Annotated in this window: 12 protein-coding genes; 9 read left to right on the top strand and 3 right to left on the bottom strand. The window is 73.7% G+C overall.

Going from position 1 to position 15,912, the window contains the following annotated elements; translation table 11 throughout:
• Nucleotides 1–120 precede the first annotated feature (120 nt).
• The 3 genes from AB0E77_RS01585 to AB0E77_RS01575 form a co-directional block, all read right to left on the bottom strand.
• Nucleotides 121–1,716: a protein kinase gene (locus AB0E77_RS01585; RefSeq protein WP_361563990.1), complete on the bottom strand. Its 1,596-nt coding sequence runs from the start codon at nt 1,714–1,716 to the stop codon at nt 121–123.
• Nucleotides 1,713–2,465, bottom strand: coding sequence for an FHA domain-containing protein (locus tag AB0E77_RS01580; RefSeq protein WP_361563987.1), 753 nt, complete (start codon nt 2,463–2,465; stop codon nt 1,713–1,715). Before AB0E77_RS01580 ends, AB0E77_RS01585 begins: the two co-directional genes overlap by 4 nt.
• A 132-nt stretch (nt 2,466–2,597) precedes the next feature.
• The gene (locus AB0E77_RS01575) at nt 2,598–3,245 is read right to left on the bottom strand and encodes a hypothetical protein (protein ID WP_361563985.1); all 648 of its coding nucleotides are present in this window, start codon (nt 3,243–3,245) and stop codon (nt 2,598–2,600) included.
• Between the two features lie 295 nt (nt 3,246–3,540).
• Here AB0E77_RS01575 and AB0E77_RS01570 point away from each other — a divergent pair, with 295 nt between their 5' ends.
• The 9 genes from AB0E77_RS01570 to AB0E77_RS01530 all read left to right on the top strand — a co-directional run bounded on the left by AB0E77_RS01570 (nt 3,541) and on the right by AB0E77_RS01530 (nt 15,912).
• Nucleotides 3,541–4,395 carry a bifunctional methylenetetrahydrofolate dehydrogenase/methenyltetrahydrofolate cyclohydrolase gene (locus AB0E77_RS01570; RefSeq protein WP_361563982.1) on the top strand — a complete coding sequence of 285 codons (855 nt, stop codon included), beginning with the start codon at nt 3,541–3,543 and terminating at the stop codon, nt 4,393–4,395.
• Nucleotides 4,385–4,927 (top strand): DUF3017 domain-containing protein, encoded by a 543-nt coding sequence (locus tag AB0E77_RS01565; RefSeq protein WP_361563980.1) that lies wholly within the window; start codon nt 4,385–4,387, stop codon nt 4,925–4,927. The genes AB0E77_RS01570 and AB0E77_RS01565 overlap by 11 nt, the downstream gene beginning before the upstream one ends.
• A 554-nt stretch (nt 4,928–5,481) precedes the next feature.
• Complete coding sequence (locus tag AB0E77_RS01560) at nt 5,482–6,750, top strand: DUF2690 domain-containing protein (protein WP_361563978.1); 1,269 nt, start codon at nt 5,482–5,484, stop codon at nt 6,748–6,750.
• A 528-nt stretch (nt 6,751–7,278) separates the two neighbouring features.
• A complete protein-coding gene (locus AB0E77_RS01555) occupies nt 7,279–8,268 on the top strand; it encodes a malate dehydrogenase (RefSeq protein ID WP_361563975.1) in 990 nt (329 codons plus the stop codon).
• 494 nt (nt 8,269–8,762) lie between these two features.
• Nucleotides 8,763–9,437: a hypothetical protein gene (locus AB0E77_RS01550; protein ID WP_361563972.1), complete on the top strand. Its 675-nt coding sequence runs from the start codon at nt 8,763–8,765 to the stop codon at nt 9,435–9,437.
• A 177-nt stretch (nt 9,438–9,614) separates the two neighbouring features.
• Nucleotides 9,615–11,144 (top strand): aldehyde dehydrogenase family protein, encoded by a 1,530-nt coding sequence (locus tag AB0E77_RS01545; RefSeq protein ID WP_361563970.1) that lies wholly within the window; start codon nt 9,615–9,617, stop codon nt 11,142–11,144.
• A 48-nt stretch (nt 11,145–11,192) separates the two neighbouring features.
• A complete protein-coding gene (locus tag AB0E77_RS01540) occupies nt 11,193–12,725 on the top strand; it encodes a GMC oxidoreductase (RefSeq protein ID WP_361563967.1) in 1,533 nt (510 codons plus the stop codon).
• The gene (locus AB0E77_RS01535; protein WP_361563964.1) at nt 12,722–13,969 is read left to right on the top strand and encodes a glycine betaine/L-proline ABC transporter ATP-binding protein; all 1,248 of its coding nucleotides are present in this window, start codon (nt 12,722–12,724) and stop codon (nt 13,967–13,969) included. The genes AB0E77_RS01540 and AB0E77_RS01535 overlap by 4 nt, the downstream gene beginning before the upstream one ends.
• Nucleotides 13,969–15,912: an ABC transporter permease subunit gene (locus AB0E77_RS01530; protein ID WP_361563962.1), complete on the top strand. Its 1,944-nt coding sequence runs from the start codon at nt 13,969–13,971 to the stop codon at nt 15,910–15,912. Before AB0E77_RS01535 ends, AB0E77_RS01530 begins: the two co-directional genes overlap by 1 nt.

Below are 15,912 nucleotides of genomic sequence, written 5' to 3'. Positions count from 1 at the left end.
CCCGGCGGTACCGCGGATGTGCGGCGGGCCTCCGGCTCTCCCCCGAGGGAGCCGGAGGCCCGCCGCGTGTGTTCACGGTGCCGGGCACCGGGCGACCGGGCCACCTCGGACCTCACAGGGTCATCCGGCGCCGGACGGCGCGTACTCCTTGAGGTAGTGGGCGACGCGGTCGGCGTAGTCGCGGTACTGCGGGGGGATCCCGTCCGCGTCGTTCACCTTGCGGTACGACGTCCGGTACGCGACGGCGACCAGTACCCGGCGGTCGCCCGGCAGACCGGCGTCCAGGCGGGGCGAGATCCAGCACAGGTACCTGCCCATGGCGGGGATCGACTCGGCGGGCGGGAAGGGCGGTTCGGGCACGGCCTCGCCGGGTGTGCCGTCGGCGTTCATCCACCAGCGCAGCACCTGCGGGGTCCAGCGGGCGATGCCGTACTCGTTCTTCGCGGGGTCGGAGAGGGAGGGGTCGAAGTCGCTCTCCACCTTGAGCATCGCCGCGACGAGGACCGGGGTGACCTCCTCGCGGTCGCAGTCGTGGGCCGTCTCGACGATCAGCAGGCGGTAGGCGGGCGGCACGTCCCGGTCGGTGCGCAGTTCGCCGGCGCCGTAGGAGGCGGCGGCCACGGTCGCGGTGCTGCCGCCCGCCGGGACGCGGGGCTCCCGGCCGTCGCCGGTCAGGGCGCCGACGACGCCGTACCCGAGCGCGGCGAGCGCGACGGTCCCCGCGGCCGACGCGGCGACCACCGCCCGCCGGGACCGCGCACGGAGCACCCGGCGCACGGCCCTCGCCGCACCCCCCGTACGACCGGCCTCGCCGGCGTCGCCCGCACCACCCGCGGCCGCCTCCACGCGGCGCAGCAGCGTGTCCGTGCCGACGCGTCCGGCGTGCGTCCGGGTCAGGCAGTCCCGCACGATGTCCCGCCAGGCGTCCGGCAGCCCGGGCGCCAGGCGCAGCTCGTCCGTGCCGCGGGCGTAGGCGACCGCGGCGTCGCGGCGCGCGCTCGGGGTGCCGCCGGGCAGCGGGAAGGACCCGGTGAGCACCAGATGGGCCAGGACGCCGAAGGCCCACACGTCGGCGGACGGGCGGATCCGGCGGCCCCGTTCGCCGATCTCGGACCACAGCAGCTCGGGCGGCGTGTAGTCGGGCGTGGAGAAGGCCGGCGTGTAGGCGTGGGTGCCCTCCAGCTCGGCGGCCATGTTGAAGTCGGCGAGCCGGACCGAACCGTCGGCCATCAGCAGCACGTTGGCCGGTTTCAGGTCGCCGTGCACCCAGCCCGCCCGGTGCAGCTGGGCCAGCCCCGCGCACACCTGGGCCAGCAGCCCGGGCCCGTCCGGTGGGCGGGGCGTCGCGGCCAGCCGGGCCGACAGGGACCCCTCGGCCCGCTCCAGCACCAGGACGGTGGCGCCGTCGAGCCGCGGGTGGGCCGGGTCGTCGACGGTGAGGGTCTCGTACATGCGGATCAGCCGGGGCCGGCGCAGTCGCCGCAGCAACTCCACCTCACGCTCGATCAGTTCGCGCAGGTGGGCGAGCTGGCGCGGGGTGCCCGTGCCGGTCGGCAGGAACTTGAGGGCGGCGGTACGGGGCAGGCCTGCGCCCGCGTCGCCGGTGCGGCGGGCGGCGTACACGCTGCCGAAGGCGCCCGTCGCGATCGGCTCGCGCACCTCCCAGACGCCCACGCGGTACCCCTTGGGGACGGGCACGGCGTACGGCTCGGTCATCGCAGCGGCCGTTCGGACGGCGCCGCGAGGACCACCAGGTCGTCCTCGCGGACCAGGTCGAAGCGGAGCGCCAGCGAGACCAGCGACTCCTTCTTGCCGTTCAGCCGGGGACCCGGCTCGGCCGTCTCCGGCCCCGGCTTCAGCCGCAGCTTCACGGCCAGGTAGTCGATGTTCCACTGGACCGAGGTACGGGAGGCGGCCGGCCACGCGGGACGCAGCCGCTCGACGACCTGGTCCATGGTGGGCAGCGGCGCGTGCGGCGTGCCCCGCAGCCGGGGCTCGCACAGGGCGGCCAGCACCGCGAAGTACCGCTTGGTGCGGTCCACGGAGAAGGCCGGGGCGGTCGGCTCGCCGTCGGCTCCGGCCTCGTCGCGCAGATAGTCGTGGCGCGGCGCCCACACCTCGACCGGCAGCAGATCGCCCGCGGCGGGCAGCACGATCCGCGAGAACTCGAACGGCACCGGCGCGTCGAGACGCCCCGGCGCCACCTTGATGTGCTCGCCCGCGCCCTCCGGGTTCTCCACCACGTACGTCTGCCGCGACGACAGGTTGCTGAGCGTCCAGAAGGTGCCGTGCGCGGTGATCTCACCGGCCCGGCGCGACACCCCGTCGTGCCCGATCAGCAGGCCGCCCTCGGGCACGGACCGCCCGAAGACGAGCCGTTCGCCGGGGGCGAGCCGGAACTGGGTGCGGGTGCGGTCGCGTTCGTCCTCCGTGGTCGGCGGAGGTACCACGATGATGCTGTACAAGGTGCGTCTCCCCGTGCCTGACGGCTACCCAGGCCAGACTAGGGCGACGCACCAGGGCCGTGTCCCCCTCGTACGGGTGAGACACGGCCCTGGGAAGTGATTGGCGCGAACTGTTCAGTCGCCGCGCGGCCTTCAGTAGCGCGGGCGGGCGAACCAGGCCGTGCCGCTGGAGACCACCGGCGCGGCGGTGATGATGGCGCCGAAGGCCACCCAGATGAGCGGGAAGATGATCGCGCTGGCGAGTCCGGAGTCCAGGCCGACGAAGAGCAGGATCAGGCCGACGATGGTGCCGAGGGCGCCGTAGACGACGGTGGTGATCCGCACGCCCTGGCCGCCGCGGCCGAACTTGACGCCGAGCGTGATGGACAGGGCGGCCAGACCGAGGGCGATCAGGGCCAGGATCACGAGGGCACCGGTCGCTATGTCCCCGCCGTCGCTGATCGCGCTGAACGGGTCGTCGGAGGACGAGCTCAGGTCGTCGGCGGCGTCCGAGACGTCGTTGGCGATCGCCGCGAGGTACAGGTAGAAGAGGCCGACGAGGATCTGGACGGCCGAGATGATGAAGAGGAAGACCCGGGCCGTCACCAGCAGGCCCGGCATCGACTGCGGCAGCATCGGGTTCCCGCCCGGGTAGCCCGGGTACATCGGCTGCTGCGGGAAGCCGTAGCCCTGCTGGGGAGCGGCGGGCGGCTGCTGGGGGAAGCCGTAGCCCGGCTGGGGCGGGGCGGGCGGCTGAGCGGGTGGGGGCCCGTAGGGATTGTTCGGGTCGCCGAAACTCATGGCGGTCCTTCCTCCGATGTGCTCCGTGTGCGGGGACGCGCGGCACGGCTGGGAGGAATTTCTCCAGATGTTTGCGGTCCGTCCCCCCGGTACTGCCCGCGGCACTGTGCTGCCCCATCGTTCTCGACCGTCACGGGCTTGTCCAGCCGGATTCGCCAGGTGTTGTGCAAGTGCAACATCGCTGATCAAGGCCGGACACGGCGGGACCCGTCCCGCTGTGCCCGGAACCCGGCGGCCGTTGCCCGCAGGCCGGCCGGATTGGAACCGGGGGCCGGTCATCCGCGAGGATGGGGGCATGACCGCCCAGATTCTCGATGGCAAGGCCACCGCAGCCGCGATCAAGTCCGAACTGGCCGCCCGCGTGGCGGCGCTGAAGGAGAAGGGCGTCACGCCCGGCCTCGGCACCGTCCTGGTCGGTGACGACCCCGGCAGCCAGAAGTACGTCGCGGGCAAGCACCGCGACTGCGCGCAGGTCGGCATCGCCTCCATCCAGCGTGAACTGCCCGGCACGGCGACGCAGGAGGAGATCGAGGCGGTCGTCCGCGAACTGAACGAGGACCCGGCCTGCACCGGCTACATCGTCCAGCTGCCGCTGCCCCGGGGCATCGACGAGAACCGCATCCTCGAACTGATGGACCCGGACAAGGACGCCGACGGCCTCCACCCGATGAACCTCGGCCGCCTCGTGCTGAACGAGCCGGCGCCGCTGCCCTGCACCCCCAACGGCATCCTCACCCTGCTGCGCCGCTACGGCGTGGAGATCAAGGGCGCCGAGGTCGTCGTCGTCGGCCGCGGCGTCACCATCGGCCGCCCGATGCCGCTGCTGCTCACCCGGCGCAGCGAGAACGCCACCGTGACCCAGTGCCACACCGGCACCCGTGACCTGGCCGCCCACCTCAGGCGCGCGGACATCATCGTCGCCGCGGCCGGCTCCCCGCACCTGGTCCGCGCCGAGGACGTCAAGCCCGGCGCGGCCGTCCTGGACGTCGGCGTCTCGCGCAACGCCGAGGGCAAGATCCTCGGCGACGTCCACCCGGACGTGGCCGAGGTGGCCGCCTGGATCTCGCCGAACCCCGGCGGCGTCGGCCCGATGACCCGGGCCCAGCTGCTCGTCAACGTGGTCGAGGCGGCGGAGCGCAGTGCCGGCTGAGCGGAAGCAGGGGACGGGGCACGACGACGGGCGCGCGGACGACGAACGGCCCGACGGTCCGGGCGCGCAGGATCCGGGCACCGAGGACGAGCTCACCGTCCGGGACCCCGTCAGCGCACCCGACGCCGAGGGCAGGCCACGGCGCACCACCCGGCGGTTCCCGCTCTTCACACGGGACACCGCGCGCCCCGAGGGCGGCGGCCGGGCGGCGTCCCGTGACGCCCCGGCGCCCGCCCGGCAGTGGCCCGTGCTCACGGTCGTGGCCCTCGTCGGGATCGGCCTGCTGGTGACCGCGCTGGACGTCTTCCGCTGGGGCACGGTGCTGATCGGCGTCGCGCTGCTGCTCGGTGCCGCGCTGCGCTGGGTGGTGCCCGACGTCGGCATGCTCGCGGTGCGTTCACGCTTCACGGACATCGCCACGTACGGCGTCCTCGGGCTCTGCATCTGCCTGCTGTCGCTGATGGCGCAGCCGAACCCGGTGCTCCAGATCCCGTTCCTCAAGGACACCCTGCACTTCACGGTCAGCCAGTAACCGGCCCGCGTACGGCGGCCCGTCCTCCACCCCCGTGGGAGAACGGGCCGCCGCCGCGACCAACCCTCCTGCACGCGGAACGCCCTGTTCAACGCCTGACGGGGCGCTGTGGCACGGAAGTGACCGTTCCGCTACGGAGTCCGTGAATGACGTGATCCCTGTGCCGGGCGTGACCGGACATGTGCACTCCGTGTGCCGAAGTGTCGACAAGTTCGCGGATGTGCCCCCAAGTCGCCCGACGACGGGGCTAGCGTGGTCGATCGGGACGGTACGGGACGTCCCGTACGGCGGTCGGGGGGTCGTTGAGTACGACGGTGGGGGGATTCCGTACGACGGCACGGGTTCCGTTCGACGGCGGGGGTTCCGTTGGATGCACGGGAACGCCGGTGGGACACTGGGCCACGGTCATCGGGCGTGCGACGGTGCGCACCCGTGGCCTCTGTGCACCTGTGCGCCCCCACCCCGGGAACTGAGATCCTGACCGGGCGCATCCCTGTGGGTAGCCAGAACGGGGAACGAAAGAGCACGTCACCGGGGGGAAGAGGGGGGAAGCAATGCCTCGTTGGAAGGCCTTGCCGGAGGAACTCGATCCGCAGATCAGAGAGTTCGCCGGCCAGTTGCGCCGGCTCGTGGACCGCAGCGAGCTGAGCATCGCGTCGCTGGCCGACGCCACGGGCTACAGCAAGACGTCCTGGGAGCGTTATCTCAACGGCCGGCTGCTCGCGCCCAAGGGCGCGGTCGTGGCCCTGGCCGAGGTGACGGGGACCAACCCCGTCCACCTGACCACCATGTGGGAGCTGGCCGAGCGCGCCTGGAGCCGCTCGGAGATGCGCCACGACATGACCATGGAGGCCATCCGGATCTCGCAGGCGCGTGCCGCGCTCGGCGAGCTGGGCACGCCCGCGGCCGGCTCGCGCGGCGGGCGGGGCTCCAAGCAGGGCCGGCACGGCGGCGACGCGGCGAAGCCGGGGGTCGCCGGTCCGGCGGGGGTGGCGCCCACGCTGCCGCCGACGACGGTGCCCGCACAGCCGACGGCCGCCGACAGCCCCGACTCGGCCGCCGGCCCGGCCCGGGGCGGCGGTGCGCCCGGCGGGCTCGCGGACCCGTTCTCCGGCGGGCCCTCCGACGGCAACTCGTGGGGCCTCGCGGGATACCGGGGGCCGTCGCCGACCGGCGAGCGCGCACCGCGCAACGGGGTCCGGGGAGGAGCCGGTCCGGCTTCCGTGCCCGGTTCCGCTTCAGGTTCCGGTTCGGGGCCCTACGCGGGCGGTCCGGGCGTCGCCACGCCGGTGCCGGGCGGTGACGCGGCGCGCGACGGCGGTTCGGGGGGCGGCAAGCGGATCGGGACGTTCGTCGCGGGCGTCGTCGGCGTGCTCGTCGTGGCCGCCGGGGCCTTCTTCCTCCTGAACGGCGGCGACGACGAGAAGACCGAGGGCACCAAGCCGTCCCCGTCGCCCACCGCGAGCGCCAGCCGGCAGCTGCCGCCCGGGGTGAAGTGCAGCGGCGACCAGTGCACCGGCAAGGACCCGGAGACCATGGGCTGCGGCGGCGAGCTGGTCACCACCGCCGCGGCGGCCACCGTCGGCACGACGTCCGTCGAGGTCCGCTACAGCAAGACCTGCGGCGCCGCCTGGGCCCGCGTCACCCAGGCCGGGCAGGGCGACGAGGTCCGGGTGAGCGCGGGCGGGAAGAACGAGCAGACGGGCCGGGTCACCGCCCCCGGCAGCACGGCCGCGTACACCCCGATGGTGGCGGTGGCGAACGCGGCGGACGCCGAGGCCTGCGTGACCCTGGCCGCGGGCGGCCAGGGCTGCACGGACTGACGCGCGCGGCCGAGGCCGCACGTACGGAAGCGGACCGAGGCTCCCTCCAGCCGGTCCCGGGCCACCTCGCCCGGGGCCGGCTGGGCCGTTCGGGGGAACGTGTGGGGGTGCGAAAGAAAATCTTCCTGTAGTAGGCATGTCCGGCGACCGCGCGGGCACGCGAAAGACATCCCCCCACGGGAGTCCGGCAACGGTTCCCCGGACGGCGGTCGCCAGTCCCTCCCTCTCCCGGACCAGGCGGCCGCCTCTTCCTGTCCGCGCCCCCGGCCGGACCGGTGCTCCGCATGCCCCCTCCGGGTGACCCGGGACGGTGCTGTGGGACGGGCCACACCGACCCCGACGTCCCGGACAGCGCGGGCGCGATAGCCTGACCGCTGGATCTCTCTTGACGCCAAGAGATCGATCATCCGTCGGTGATCCATCCGCACCGGTGATCGATCATCACGGCGGGCCGGTCACGAGCCGGAGCGGGATCCCGCACCCCGGGGCAGGGACCGCCCCACCGCCAGCTGTCATACGGAGAACGCCATGACCCGCACTCCCGTGAACGTCACCGTCACCGGCGCGGCCGGCCAGATCGGTTACGCCCTGCTCTTCCGCATCGCCTCCGGCCAGCTGCTCGGCGCGGACGTGCCGGTCAAGCTGCGCCTCCTGGAGATCACCCCGGCGCTCAAGGCCGCCGAGGGCACCGCGATGGAGCTGGACGACTGCGCGTTCCCGCTGCTCCAGGGCATCGAGATCACCGACGACCCGAACGTGGCCTTCGACGGCGCCAACGTCGCCCTCCTCGTCGGCGCCCGCCCCCGCACCAAGGGCATGGAGCGCGGCGACCTCCTCGAGGCCAACGGCGGCATCTTCAAGCCCCAGGGCAAGGCCATCAACGACCACGCCGCGGACGACATCAAGGTCCTCGTGGTCGGCAACCCGGCCAACACCAACGCCCTGATCGCCCAGGCCGCCGCCCCGGACGTACCGGCCGAGCGCTTCACCGCGATGACCCGCCTGGACCACAACCGCGCGCTGACCCAGCTCGCGAAGAAGACGGGCTCGACGGTCGCCGACATCAAGCGCCTGACCATCTGGGGCAACCACTCCGCGACCCAGTACCCGGACATCTTCCACGCCACGATCGCCGGCAAGAACGCCGCCGAGGTCGTGAACGACGAGAAGTGGCTGGCCGACGACTTCATCCCGACCGTCGCCAAGCGCGGCGCGGCCATCATCGAGGCCCGCGGCGCCTCTTCGGCCGCCTCCGCCGCCAACGCCGCCATCGACCACGTGTACACGTGGGTCAACGGCACCGCCGAGGGCGACTGGACCTCCATGGGCATCCCGTCCGACGGCTCCTACGGCGTCCCGGAGGGCCTGATCTCCTCCTTCCCGGTCACCACCAAGGACGGCGCGTACGAGATCGTCCAGGGCCTGGACATCAACGAGTTCTCCCGCACCCGCATCGACGCCTCCGTCAAGGAGCTGTCGGACGAGCGCGAGGCGGTCCGCGGTCTCGGCCTCCTCTGAGTCCGTCCGCTCCCCGGGCCGTACGTCACGACCCCGCACGGGCCCCGTTCCGGTTTTCGCCGGAACGGGGCCCGTTCCCGTTTTCGCCGCTACCTTCGGAACACCGGGTTCGACGTGTTCGGGGGGTACGGATGAACGGCTGGCAGGAATCGGAAGAGGGTTCGGGCCGCGGGCCCGGCGAGGAGAGAGGCCGGGCGGTCTGGGCTCCGGACGGCGACGGCGACGGCGGGCAGGGCGCGAACGGTCCGGCCGAACCGCCCCCCTGGGCCACGGCCCAGACCCGTACGAGCCTCACACCCCCGCCCGCGCCCCCGTCCGCGCTCCCGTCCGCGTGGACGCCCGCCGCCGCGCCGCCGCCCTCCGCCGCGCCCGACGCCCCGTGGGCGTACGGACCCCCGGCCGGCCCCGGCGCACCCCCGTACCGGCCGGCACCACCCGGACCGCCCCCGGGCCCAGTCCCCGGCCCGGCCGGCTCCGGCCCAGGCCTGCGCCGGGTGCTGATCGCCCTGACCGCGACGGCCGTCCTCGGCGCCGGCGTCGGTGCCGGGGTCTGGGCGCTCACCCGTGACGACGGCAGCGGCCGGGCGGGCGGCACCCCGGCCACCGGCGTCACCGTCACGGACGCCGCCCCGACGACCCCGGCCACGGACGACGTGCCGGAAGCACCCGCGACCTCGCCGGAGGCCACCGCCGCCCCCTCCCCGTCCGTCGCCCCCGGCTACCGCCTCGCCCAGGACCCCGTCGGCTACGCGATCACCGTCCCGGAGGGCTGGCAGCGCCACGAGAAGCGGGGCGAGTCCGCGCCCGTCGTGACCTACGACTCCCCGGACGGCGACCGCCAGCTCCAGATCTTCGCGCTGGTGGAGGAGAGCCCGGCCGCCTCCCTGGACCTGGCCGAGAACGCCGCCGGCTACGGATTCGCCCGCCGGCCCGGCTACCGCGCCCTCACCCGCGGCTCGGACGGCGACGCCTACTCCGAGCTGGTCTACCGCTACGACGACGAGGACCGCGGCGCCCGCCAGGTGATCGACCACCGTTTCCGGGCCGCCGACGGCACCCTGTACGCCATCCGCTCCAGCGCCCCCGAGTCGCTCGACGGCGCCCTGCTGCGCGAGCCGCTCACCGCGGCGGTGGACTCCTTCTGCCCGACCGGCGGGGCCTGCGGCTGACGGCGTCGAGGACGCGTCCCGGTTTCTCCGCTTTCGCCGTTATTCCTCGTGATGCACGGCACTTTCGGCCCCCGAACCCGCATGCAACCGAGGCGAGGGGGCAGGGGCTCCCGGTCCCGAGAGTGACATGCGTGTGACGCAGGGGCACGGAACAGGAACGGAAGGCAGTACCGGATCATGGCGAACAGAACGGACACCCGGGCCGAGCGGGCGCACCGGACCATTCACGCGGACGGTGAGTGGCGGGAGGCATCCTCGGGCGCGACGCGCGAGATCCTCGACCCCGCGGACGCCCAGCCCTTCGCCGTGGTCGCGGAGGGCGACGAGAAGGACGCCGACCTCGCGGTGGCCGCCGCCCGGCGGGCCTTCGACAGCGGCGACTGGCCGGGCACCCCGGTCGCCGAACGCGCCGCCCTGCTGCGCCGTGTCGCCGATCTGCTCGTGCGCGACCGCGAGGAACTCGGCCTGCTGGAGAGCCGCGACGCGGGCAAGACCGTCGAGGAGGGCCGGGTCGACATCGACTGCGTCGCCGACGCCTTCCGCTACTTCGCGGACCTCGTCGCCGGCGAGGCGCCCGGCCGGGTCGTCGACGCGGGCTCGCCCGAGATCCACAGCGTCGTCGTGCACGAGCCGGTCGGCGTCTGCGCGATGATCACCCCCTGGAACTACCCGCTCCTCCAGGCCAGTTGGAAGATCGCGCCCGCGCTCGCCGCCGGCAACACCTTCGTGGTCAAGCCCAGCGAGATCACCCCGCTCACCACCGTCGCCCTGATCGACCTGCTGACCGAGGCCGGCCTCCCCACCGGCGTCGCGAACATCGTCACCGGCCCCGGGCACACCGTCGGCGCCCGGCTCGCCGAGCACCCCGACGTCGACCTGGTCTCCTTCACCGGCGGCCTGGTCAGCGGCACCAAGGTCGCCCGGGCCGCCGCCGTCACCGTCAAGAAGGTCGCCCTCGAACTCGGCGGCAAGAACCCCAACGTCGTCTTCGCCGACGCCTGCGACACCGAGGAGGGCTTCGACACCGCCGTCGACCAGGCCCTCAACGCCGCCTTCATCCACAGCGGCCAGGTCTGCTCCGCGGGCGGCCGGCTCATCGTCGAGGAGTCGGTCCGCGAACGCTTCGTCGCCGAACTCGCCCGCCGCGCACAGAAGATCCGCCTCGGCCGCGGCACCGAGGACGGCGTCGAGTGCGGCCCGCTCGTCTCCGAGCAGCAGCGCGCCAGGACCGAGGACTTCGTCGCCTCCGCCCTCGCCGAGGGTGCGGTGCTGCGCTGCGGCGGCAAGCGCCCCGAGCCGTCCCCCGAGCGGCCCGCCTCCGGCTACTTCTACGAGCCGACCGTCCTCGACCAGTGCCACCGCGCGATGCGGGTCGTCCGCGAGGAGGTCTTCGGACCCGTCCTCACCGTGGAGACCTTCCGCACCGAGGACGAGGCCGTCGCCCTGGCCAACGACACCGAGTACGGCCTCGCCGGCGCCGTCTGGACCTCCGACGCAGGCCGCGCCCGCCGGGTCGCCGGGCGGCTGCGCCACGGCACCGTCTGGATCAACGACTTCCACCCCTACCTGCCGCAGGCGGAGTGGGGCGGCTTCGGCAGGAGCGGCGTCGGCCGCGAGCTGGGCCCCGCGGGCCTGGCCGAGTACCGCGAGACCAAGCACGTCTACCAGAACCTCGCACCGCGCCCCGTCCGCTGGTTCGCCGGCTGACCTCCCCGCCCACCCCACCCCGTCCCCACGCCCCTCTGGAGTACTCCCATGCCCGAGACCCCCCAGGTCTACGACTACGTGGTCATCGGCGGCGGCACCGCAGGCTCCGTCATAGCCGCCCGCCTCACCGAGAACCCGGACGTCACCGTCGCCGTCATCGAGGGCGGCCCCAGCGACGTCGGCCGCGACGACGTGCTGACCCTGCGCCGCTGGATGGGCCTGCTCGGCGGCGAGCTGGACTACGACTACCCCACCACCGAGCAGCCCCGCGGCAACTCCCACATCCGGCACAGCCGCGCCCGCGTGCTCGGCGGCTGCTCCTCCCACAACACCCTCATCGCCTTCAAGCCGCTGCCGTCCGACTGGGACGAGTGGGAGGCCGCGGGCGCCAAGGGCTGGGGCGCGGTGCAGATGGAGGCGTACTTCGCCCGGCTGGAGAACAACATCGTCCCGGTCGACGAGAAGGACCGGAACGCCATCGCCCGCGACTTCGTCGACGCCGCGCAGAAGGCCCTCGAGGTCCCCCGGATCGAGGGCTTCAACAAGAAGCCGTTCACCGAGGGCGTCGGCTTCTTCGACCTGGCCTACCACCCGGAGAACAACAAGCGCTCGTCGGCCTCGGTGGCCTACCTGCACCCGGTGATGGACGAGCGCCCCAACCTCACGATCATGCTGGAGACCTGGGCGTACAGGCTCCAGCTCGACGGCACCCGCGCCGAGGGCGTCCACGTCCGCACCAAGGACGGCGAGGAGATCCTGGTCAAGGCGCGGCGCGAGGTCGTGCTGTGCGCCGGCGCCGTCGACTCCCCGCGGCTGCTGCTGCACTCCGGCATCGGCCCGCGCGAAGACCTCGAAGCGCTCGGCATACCCGTGGCGCACGACCTGCCCGGCGTCGGCGAGAACCTGCTCGACCACCCCGAGTCGGTGATCGTGTGGGAGACGAACGGACCCATCCCGGAGAACTCCGCGATGGACTCCGACGCCGGTCTGTTCGTGCGCCGCGACCCCGGACACGCGGGCCCCGACCTGATGTTCCACTTCTACCAGATCCCGTTCACGGACAACCCGGAGCGACTGGGCTACGAGCGACCGGAGTTCGGCGTCTCCATGACCCCGAACATTCCCAAGCCGAAGAGCCGCGGCCGCCTGTACCTCACCAGCGCCGACCCGTCCGTGAAGCCCGCCCTCGACTTCCGCTACTTCACCGACGAGGACGACCACGACGGCCGCACCCTCGTCGACGGCATCCGCATCGCCCGGGAGATCGCCGAGTCCGAGCCGCTCGCCCACTGGCTCAAGCGCGAGGTCTGCCCCGGCCCGGACATCACCGGCGACGAGGAGCTCAGCGAGTACGCCCGCAAGGTCGCCCACACCGTCTACCACCCGGCGGGCACCTGCAAGATGGGCGCCGCCACCGACGAGACGGCCGTCGTCGACCCCGAGCTGCGCATCCGCGGCCTGGAGGGCATCCGCATCGCCGACGCCTCCGTCTTCCCGACCATGCCCGCCGTGAACCCGATGATCGGCGTCCTCATGGTCGGGGAGCGCGCCGTCGAGCTGATCGGCGGTGACGCCCGATGACCGGCACCGTCAACGGCACCGCGGCCGAACGTCCTCCGGTGTTCTCGGTGGACGGCCTGTGGAAGGTCTTCGGCCCGAAGGCCGCCCGCGTCCCCGCCGACCCCGAGCTGACCGCCCTCACCCCGGCCGAGCTGCGCTCACGCACCGGCTGCACGGCCGCCGTCCGCGACGTCTCCTTCGACGTCCGCAAGGGTGAGGTCTTCGTCGTCATGGGCCTGTCCGGCTCCGGCAAGTCCACGCTGGTGCGCTGTCTGACCCGCCTCGTCGAACCGACGGCCGGGTCCATCGCCATCGACGGCGAGGACGTCCGCGCCATGGACAGGTCCCGGCTGCGCGAACTGCGCCGCCACCGCGCAGCGATGGTCTTCCAGCACTTCGGCCTGCTCCCGCACCGCACGGTCCTCGACAACGTGGCGTACGGCCTGGAGATCCAGGGCATGGGCCGCGCCGAGCGCCGCGAGCGCGCCGCCGCGATCGTCGCCAAGGTCGGCCTGGAGGGCCTCGAGCACCGCCGCCCCGGCCAGCTCTCCGGCGGCCAGCGCCAGCGCGTCGGCCTCGCCCGCGCCCTCGCCGTCGACCCCGAGGTCCTGCTGTTCGACGAGCCGTTCAGCGCGCTCGACCCGCTGATCCGCCGGGACATGCAGGAGGAGGTCGTCCGGCTGCACCGCGAGGAGGGCCGCACGATGGTCTTCATCACCCACGACCTCCAGGAGGCCCTGAAGCTGGGCGACCGCATCGCCCTGATGCGCGACGGCCGCGTGGTCCAGCTCGGCACCCCGGAGGAGATCGTCGGCTCGCCGGCCGACGACTACGTCCGGGAGTTCGTCCGCGACGTCCCGCGCGAGCAGGTCCTCACGGCCCGCACGGCCATGCGCCCCGCCACCTCGGCCGACGAGGCGGGCACCGGCCCGGCGATCCGCCCCGACGCCACGGTCTCGGAGGCCATCGAGGCCGTAGCCCGAGCCGGCTCCCCGGCCCGCGTCATGTCCGACGGCCGCTGCCTTGGTGTGGTGGACGCGGAGAGCCTCCTGTCGGTGGTAGCAGGCACAACCGCCCCGTCAGCCGCCCCAGCGCCCGCAGCCGACACAGCAGCCGACGCAACTGCGGGCAGTCGTGCCGCTGGGGAGGCACCGGCAGAGCGCCGTGAGCCGACTCGCCCCGCCCCCAGCGACAGCGCCCCCGCACCGGCCCAGCGCCGTAAGCCGACCGACCCGGACCCCGCCCCCACCGAGGAGCCGGTCTGATGGCAACGATCACCGCAACGCCCCAGAAGGCATCGCCGCCGGGCATCCTGACCAGCCGAGCGGCACGCAAACTCCTCGCCCTCGCCGTAGCCGCCGCCGTCCTCGTCCCCCTCGCCGCCACTCAGTGGCCCGGCACCACCTGGCCCACCGCCCTCACCGTCGACGTATCCGCCCCCCTCGGCACCGCCAGCGACTGGATCATCGACAACCGGGACAGCCACCCCCTGTTCCTCTACTTCTTCGGCCACATCAGCAACGCCGTCGTCATCGCCGTCCGCGCCGTCTACCTCGCCCTCCTCGCCGTCGGCTGGGCCGGGGTCACCGCGATCGGAGCCCTGGTCGCCTGGCGCACGGCCGGCGTGAAGCTCGCGCTCGGCACCGCCGCCGCGTTCCTCGCCTGCGGCCTGCTCGGCATGTGGGTGCCGACGATGCAGACCCTCGCCCTGATGGTCGTGGCGGTCCTCGCCTCCGTGGCCGCCGGCGCCGTCCTCGGCCTCGCCGCCGGCCTCTCCGACCGCATGGACCGCGCCCTTCGCCCGGTGCTCGACACGATGCAGGTGCTGCCCGCCTTCGCCTACCTCCTCCCCGTCGTCCTGGTCTTCGGCATCGGCGTCCCCGCCGCCGTCCTGGCCACGGTCGTCTACGCCGCCCCGCCCATGGCCCGGCTCACCGCCCTCGGCCTGCGCGGCGCCGACAAGGAGGTCCTGGAGGCCGTCGAGTCGCTCGGCACCACCGCCCGCCAGCGGCTGCTGACCGCCCGCATCCCGCTGGCCCGCAGGGAACTCCTCCTCGGCGTCAACCAGACGATCATGATGGCGCTGTCCATGGCCGTCATCGCCTCCGTCATCGGCGCCGGCGGCCTCGGCGACCGCGTCTACCAGGCGCTCGCCTCCGTCGACGTCGGCGCGGCCCTCGCCGCCGGCATCCCGATCGTGCTGCTCGCCGTCGTCCTGGACCGCGTCACCGGCGCGGCGGGGGAGCGGCTCGGCGAGTCCGGCAGGTCCCCCGTGAGCTGGCTGTACGCCCTGGCCGCCGCCGCGGCCGTCGCGCTCGCCGGACGATTCGCCGGCCGCCTCGACTGGCCCGAGGCGTGGCAGGTGGACATCGCCGAGCCCGTGAACCGGGCCGTCGACTGGATGACCGCCCACCTCTACTCCGGCGTCCCCGTCGTCGGCGGCACCGCGGACTGGGCCGCCCGCTTCACCAGCTGGGTCCTCAACCCGCTGCGGGACGGCCTCCAGTGGCTGCCCTGGTGGTCCGTGCTGCTGATCGTCGCGGCCCTGGCCTGGCTGATCGGCACCTGGCGCACCGCGCTGACCGCCGTCCTCGCCATGGCCGCGATCGGTGTGCTCGGTGTGTGGAACCCCTCCCTGGACACCCTCTCCCAGGTGCTGGCCGCCGTCGCCGTCACCCTGGTCATCGGCTTCGCGACCGGCATCGCCGCCGCCCGCAGCGACCGCTTCGAGCGTCTGCTGCGACCCGTCCTCGACGTCTTCCAGACGATGCCGCAGTTCGTGTACCTGATCCCGGTGGTCGCCCTGTTCGGCGTGGGCCGTGCCCCGGCCGTCGCCGCCGCGGTCGTCTACGCCCTCCCCGCCGTCGTCCGCATCACGACCCAGGGGCTGCGCCAGGTCGACCCGGCCGCGCTGGAGTCGGCCCGCTCGCTCGGCGCGACCAGTGGCCAGCAGCTCCGCCAGGTCCAGCTGCCGCTGGCCCGCCGGTCCCTGCTGCTCGCCGTCAACCAGGGCGTCGTCCTCGTCCTCGCCGTCGTCATCATCGGCGGTCTGGTCGGCGGTGGCGCCCTCGGCTACCAGGTCGTCTTCGGCCTGGCCCAGGGCGACCTGGCGACCGGCCTGGTCGCCGGAGCGGCGATCGTCTGCCTCGGCCTGATGCTCGACCGGGTCACCCAGCCGACCGAACGCCGTACGAAGAAGGGGGCCTGA

Origin of the sequence: Streptomyces sp. NPDC032940 (genome assembly GCF_040636935.1) — a bacterium.
Taxonomy (GTDB): domain Bacteria; phylum Actinomycetota; class Actinomycetes; order Streptomycetales; family Streptomycetaceae; genus Streptomyces.
Note: the sequence above shows the minus strand (reverse complement) of the source record. Positions and strands in the feature narration are given on the sequence as shown.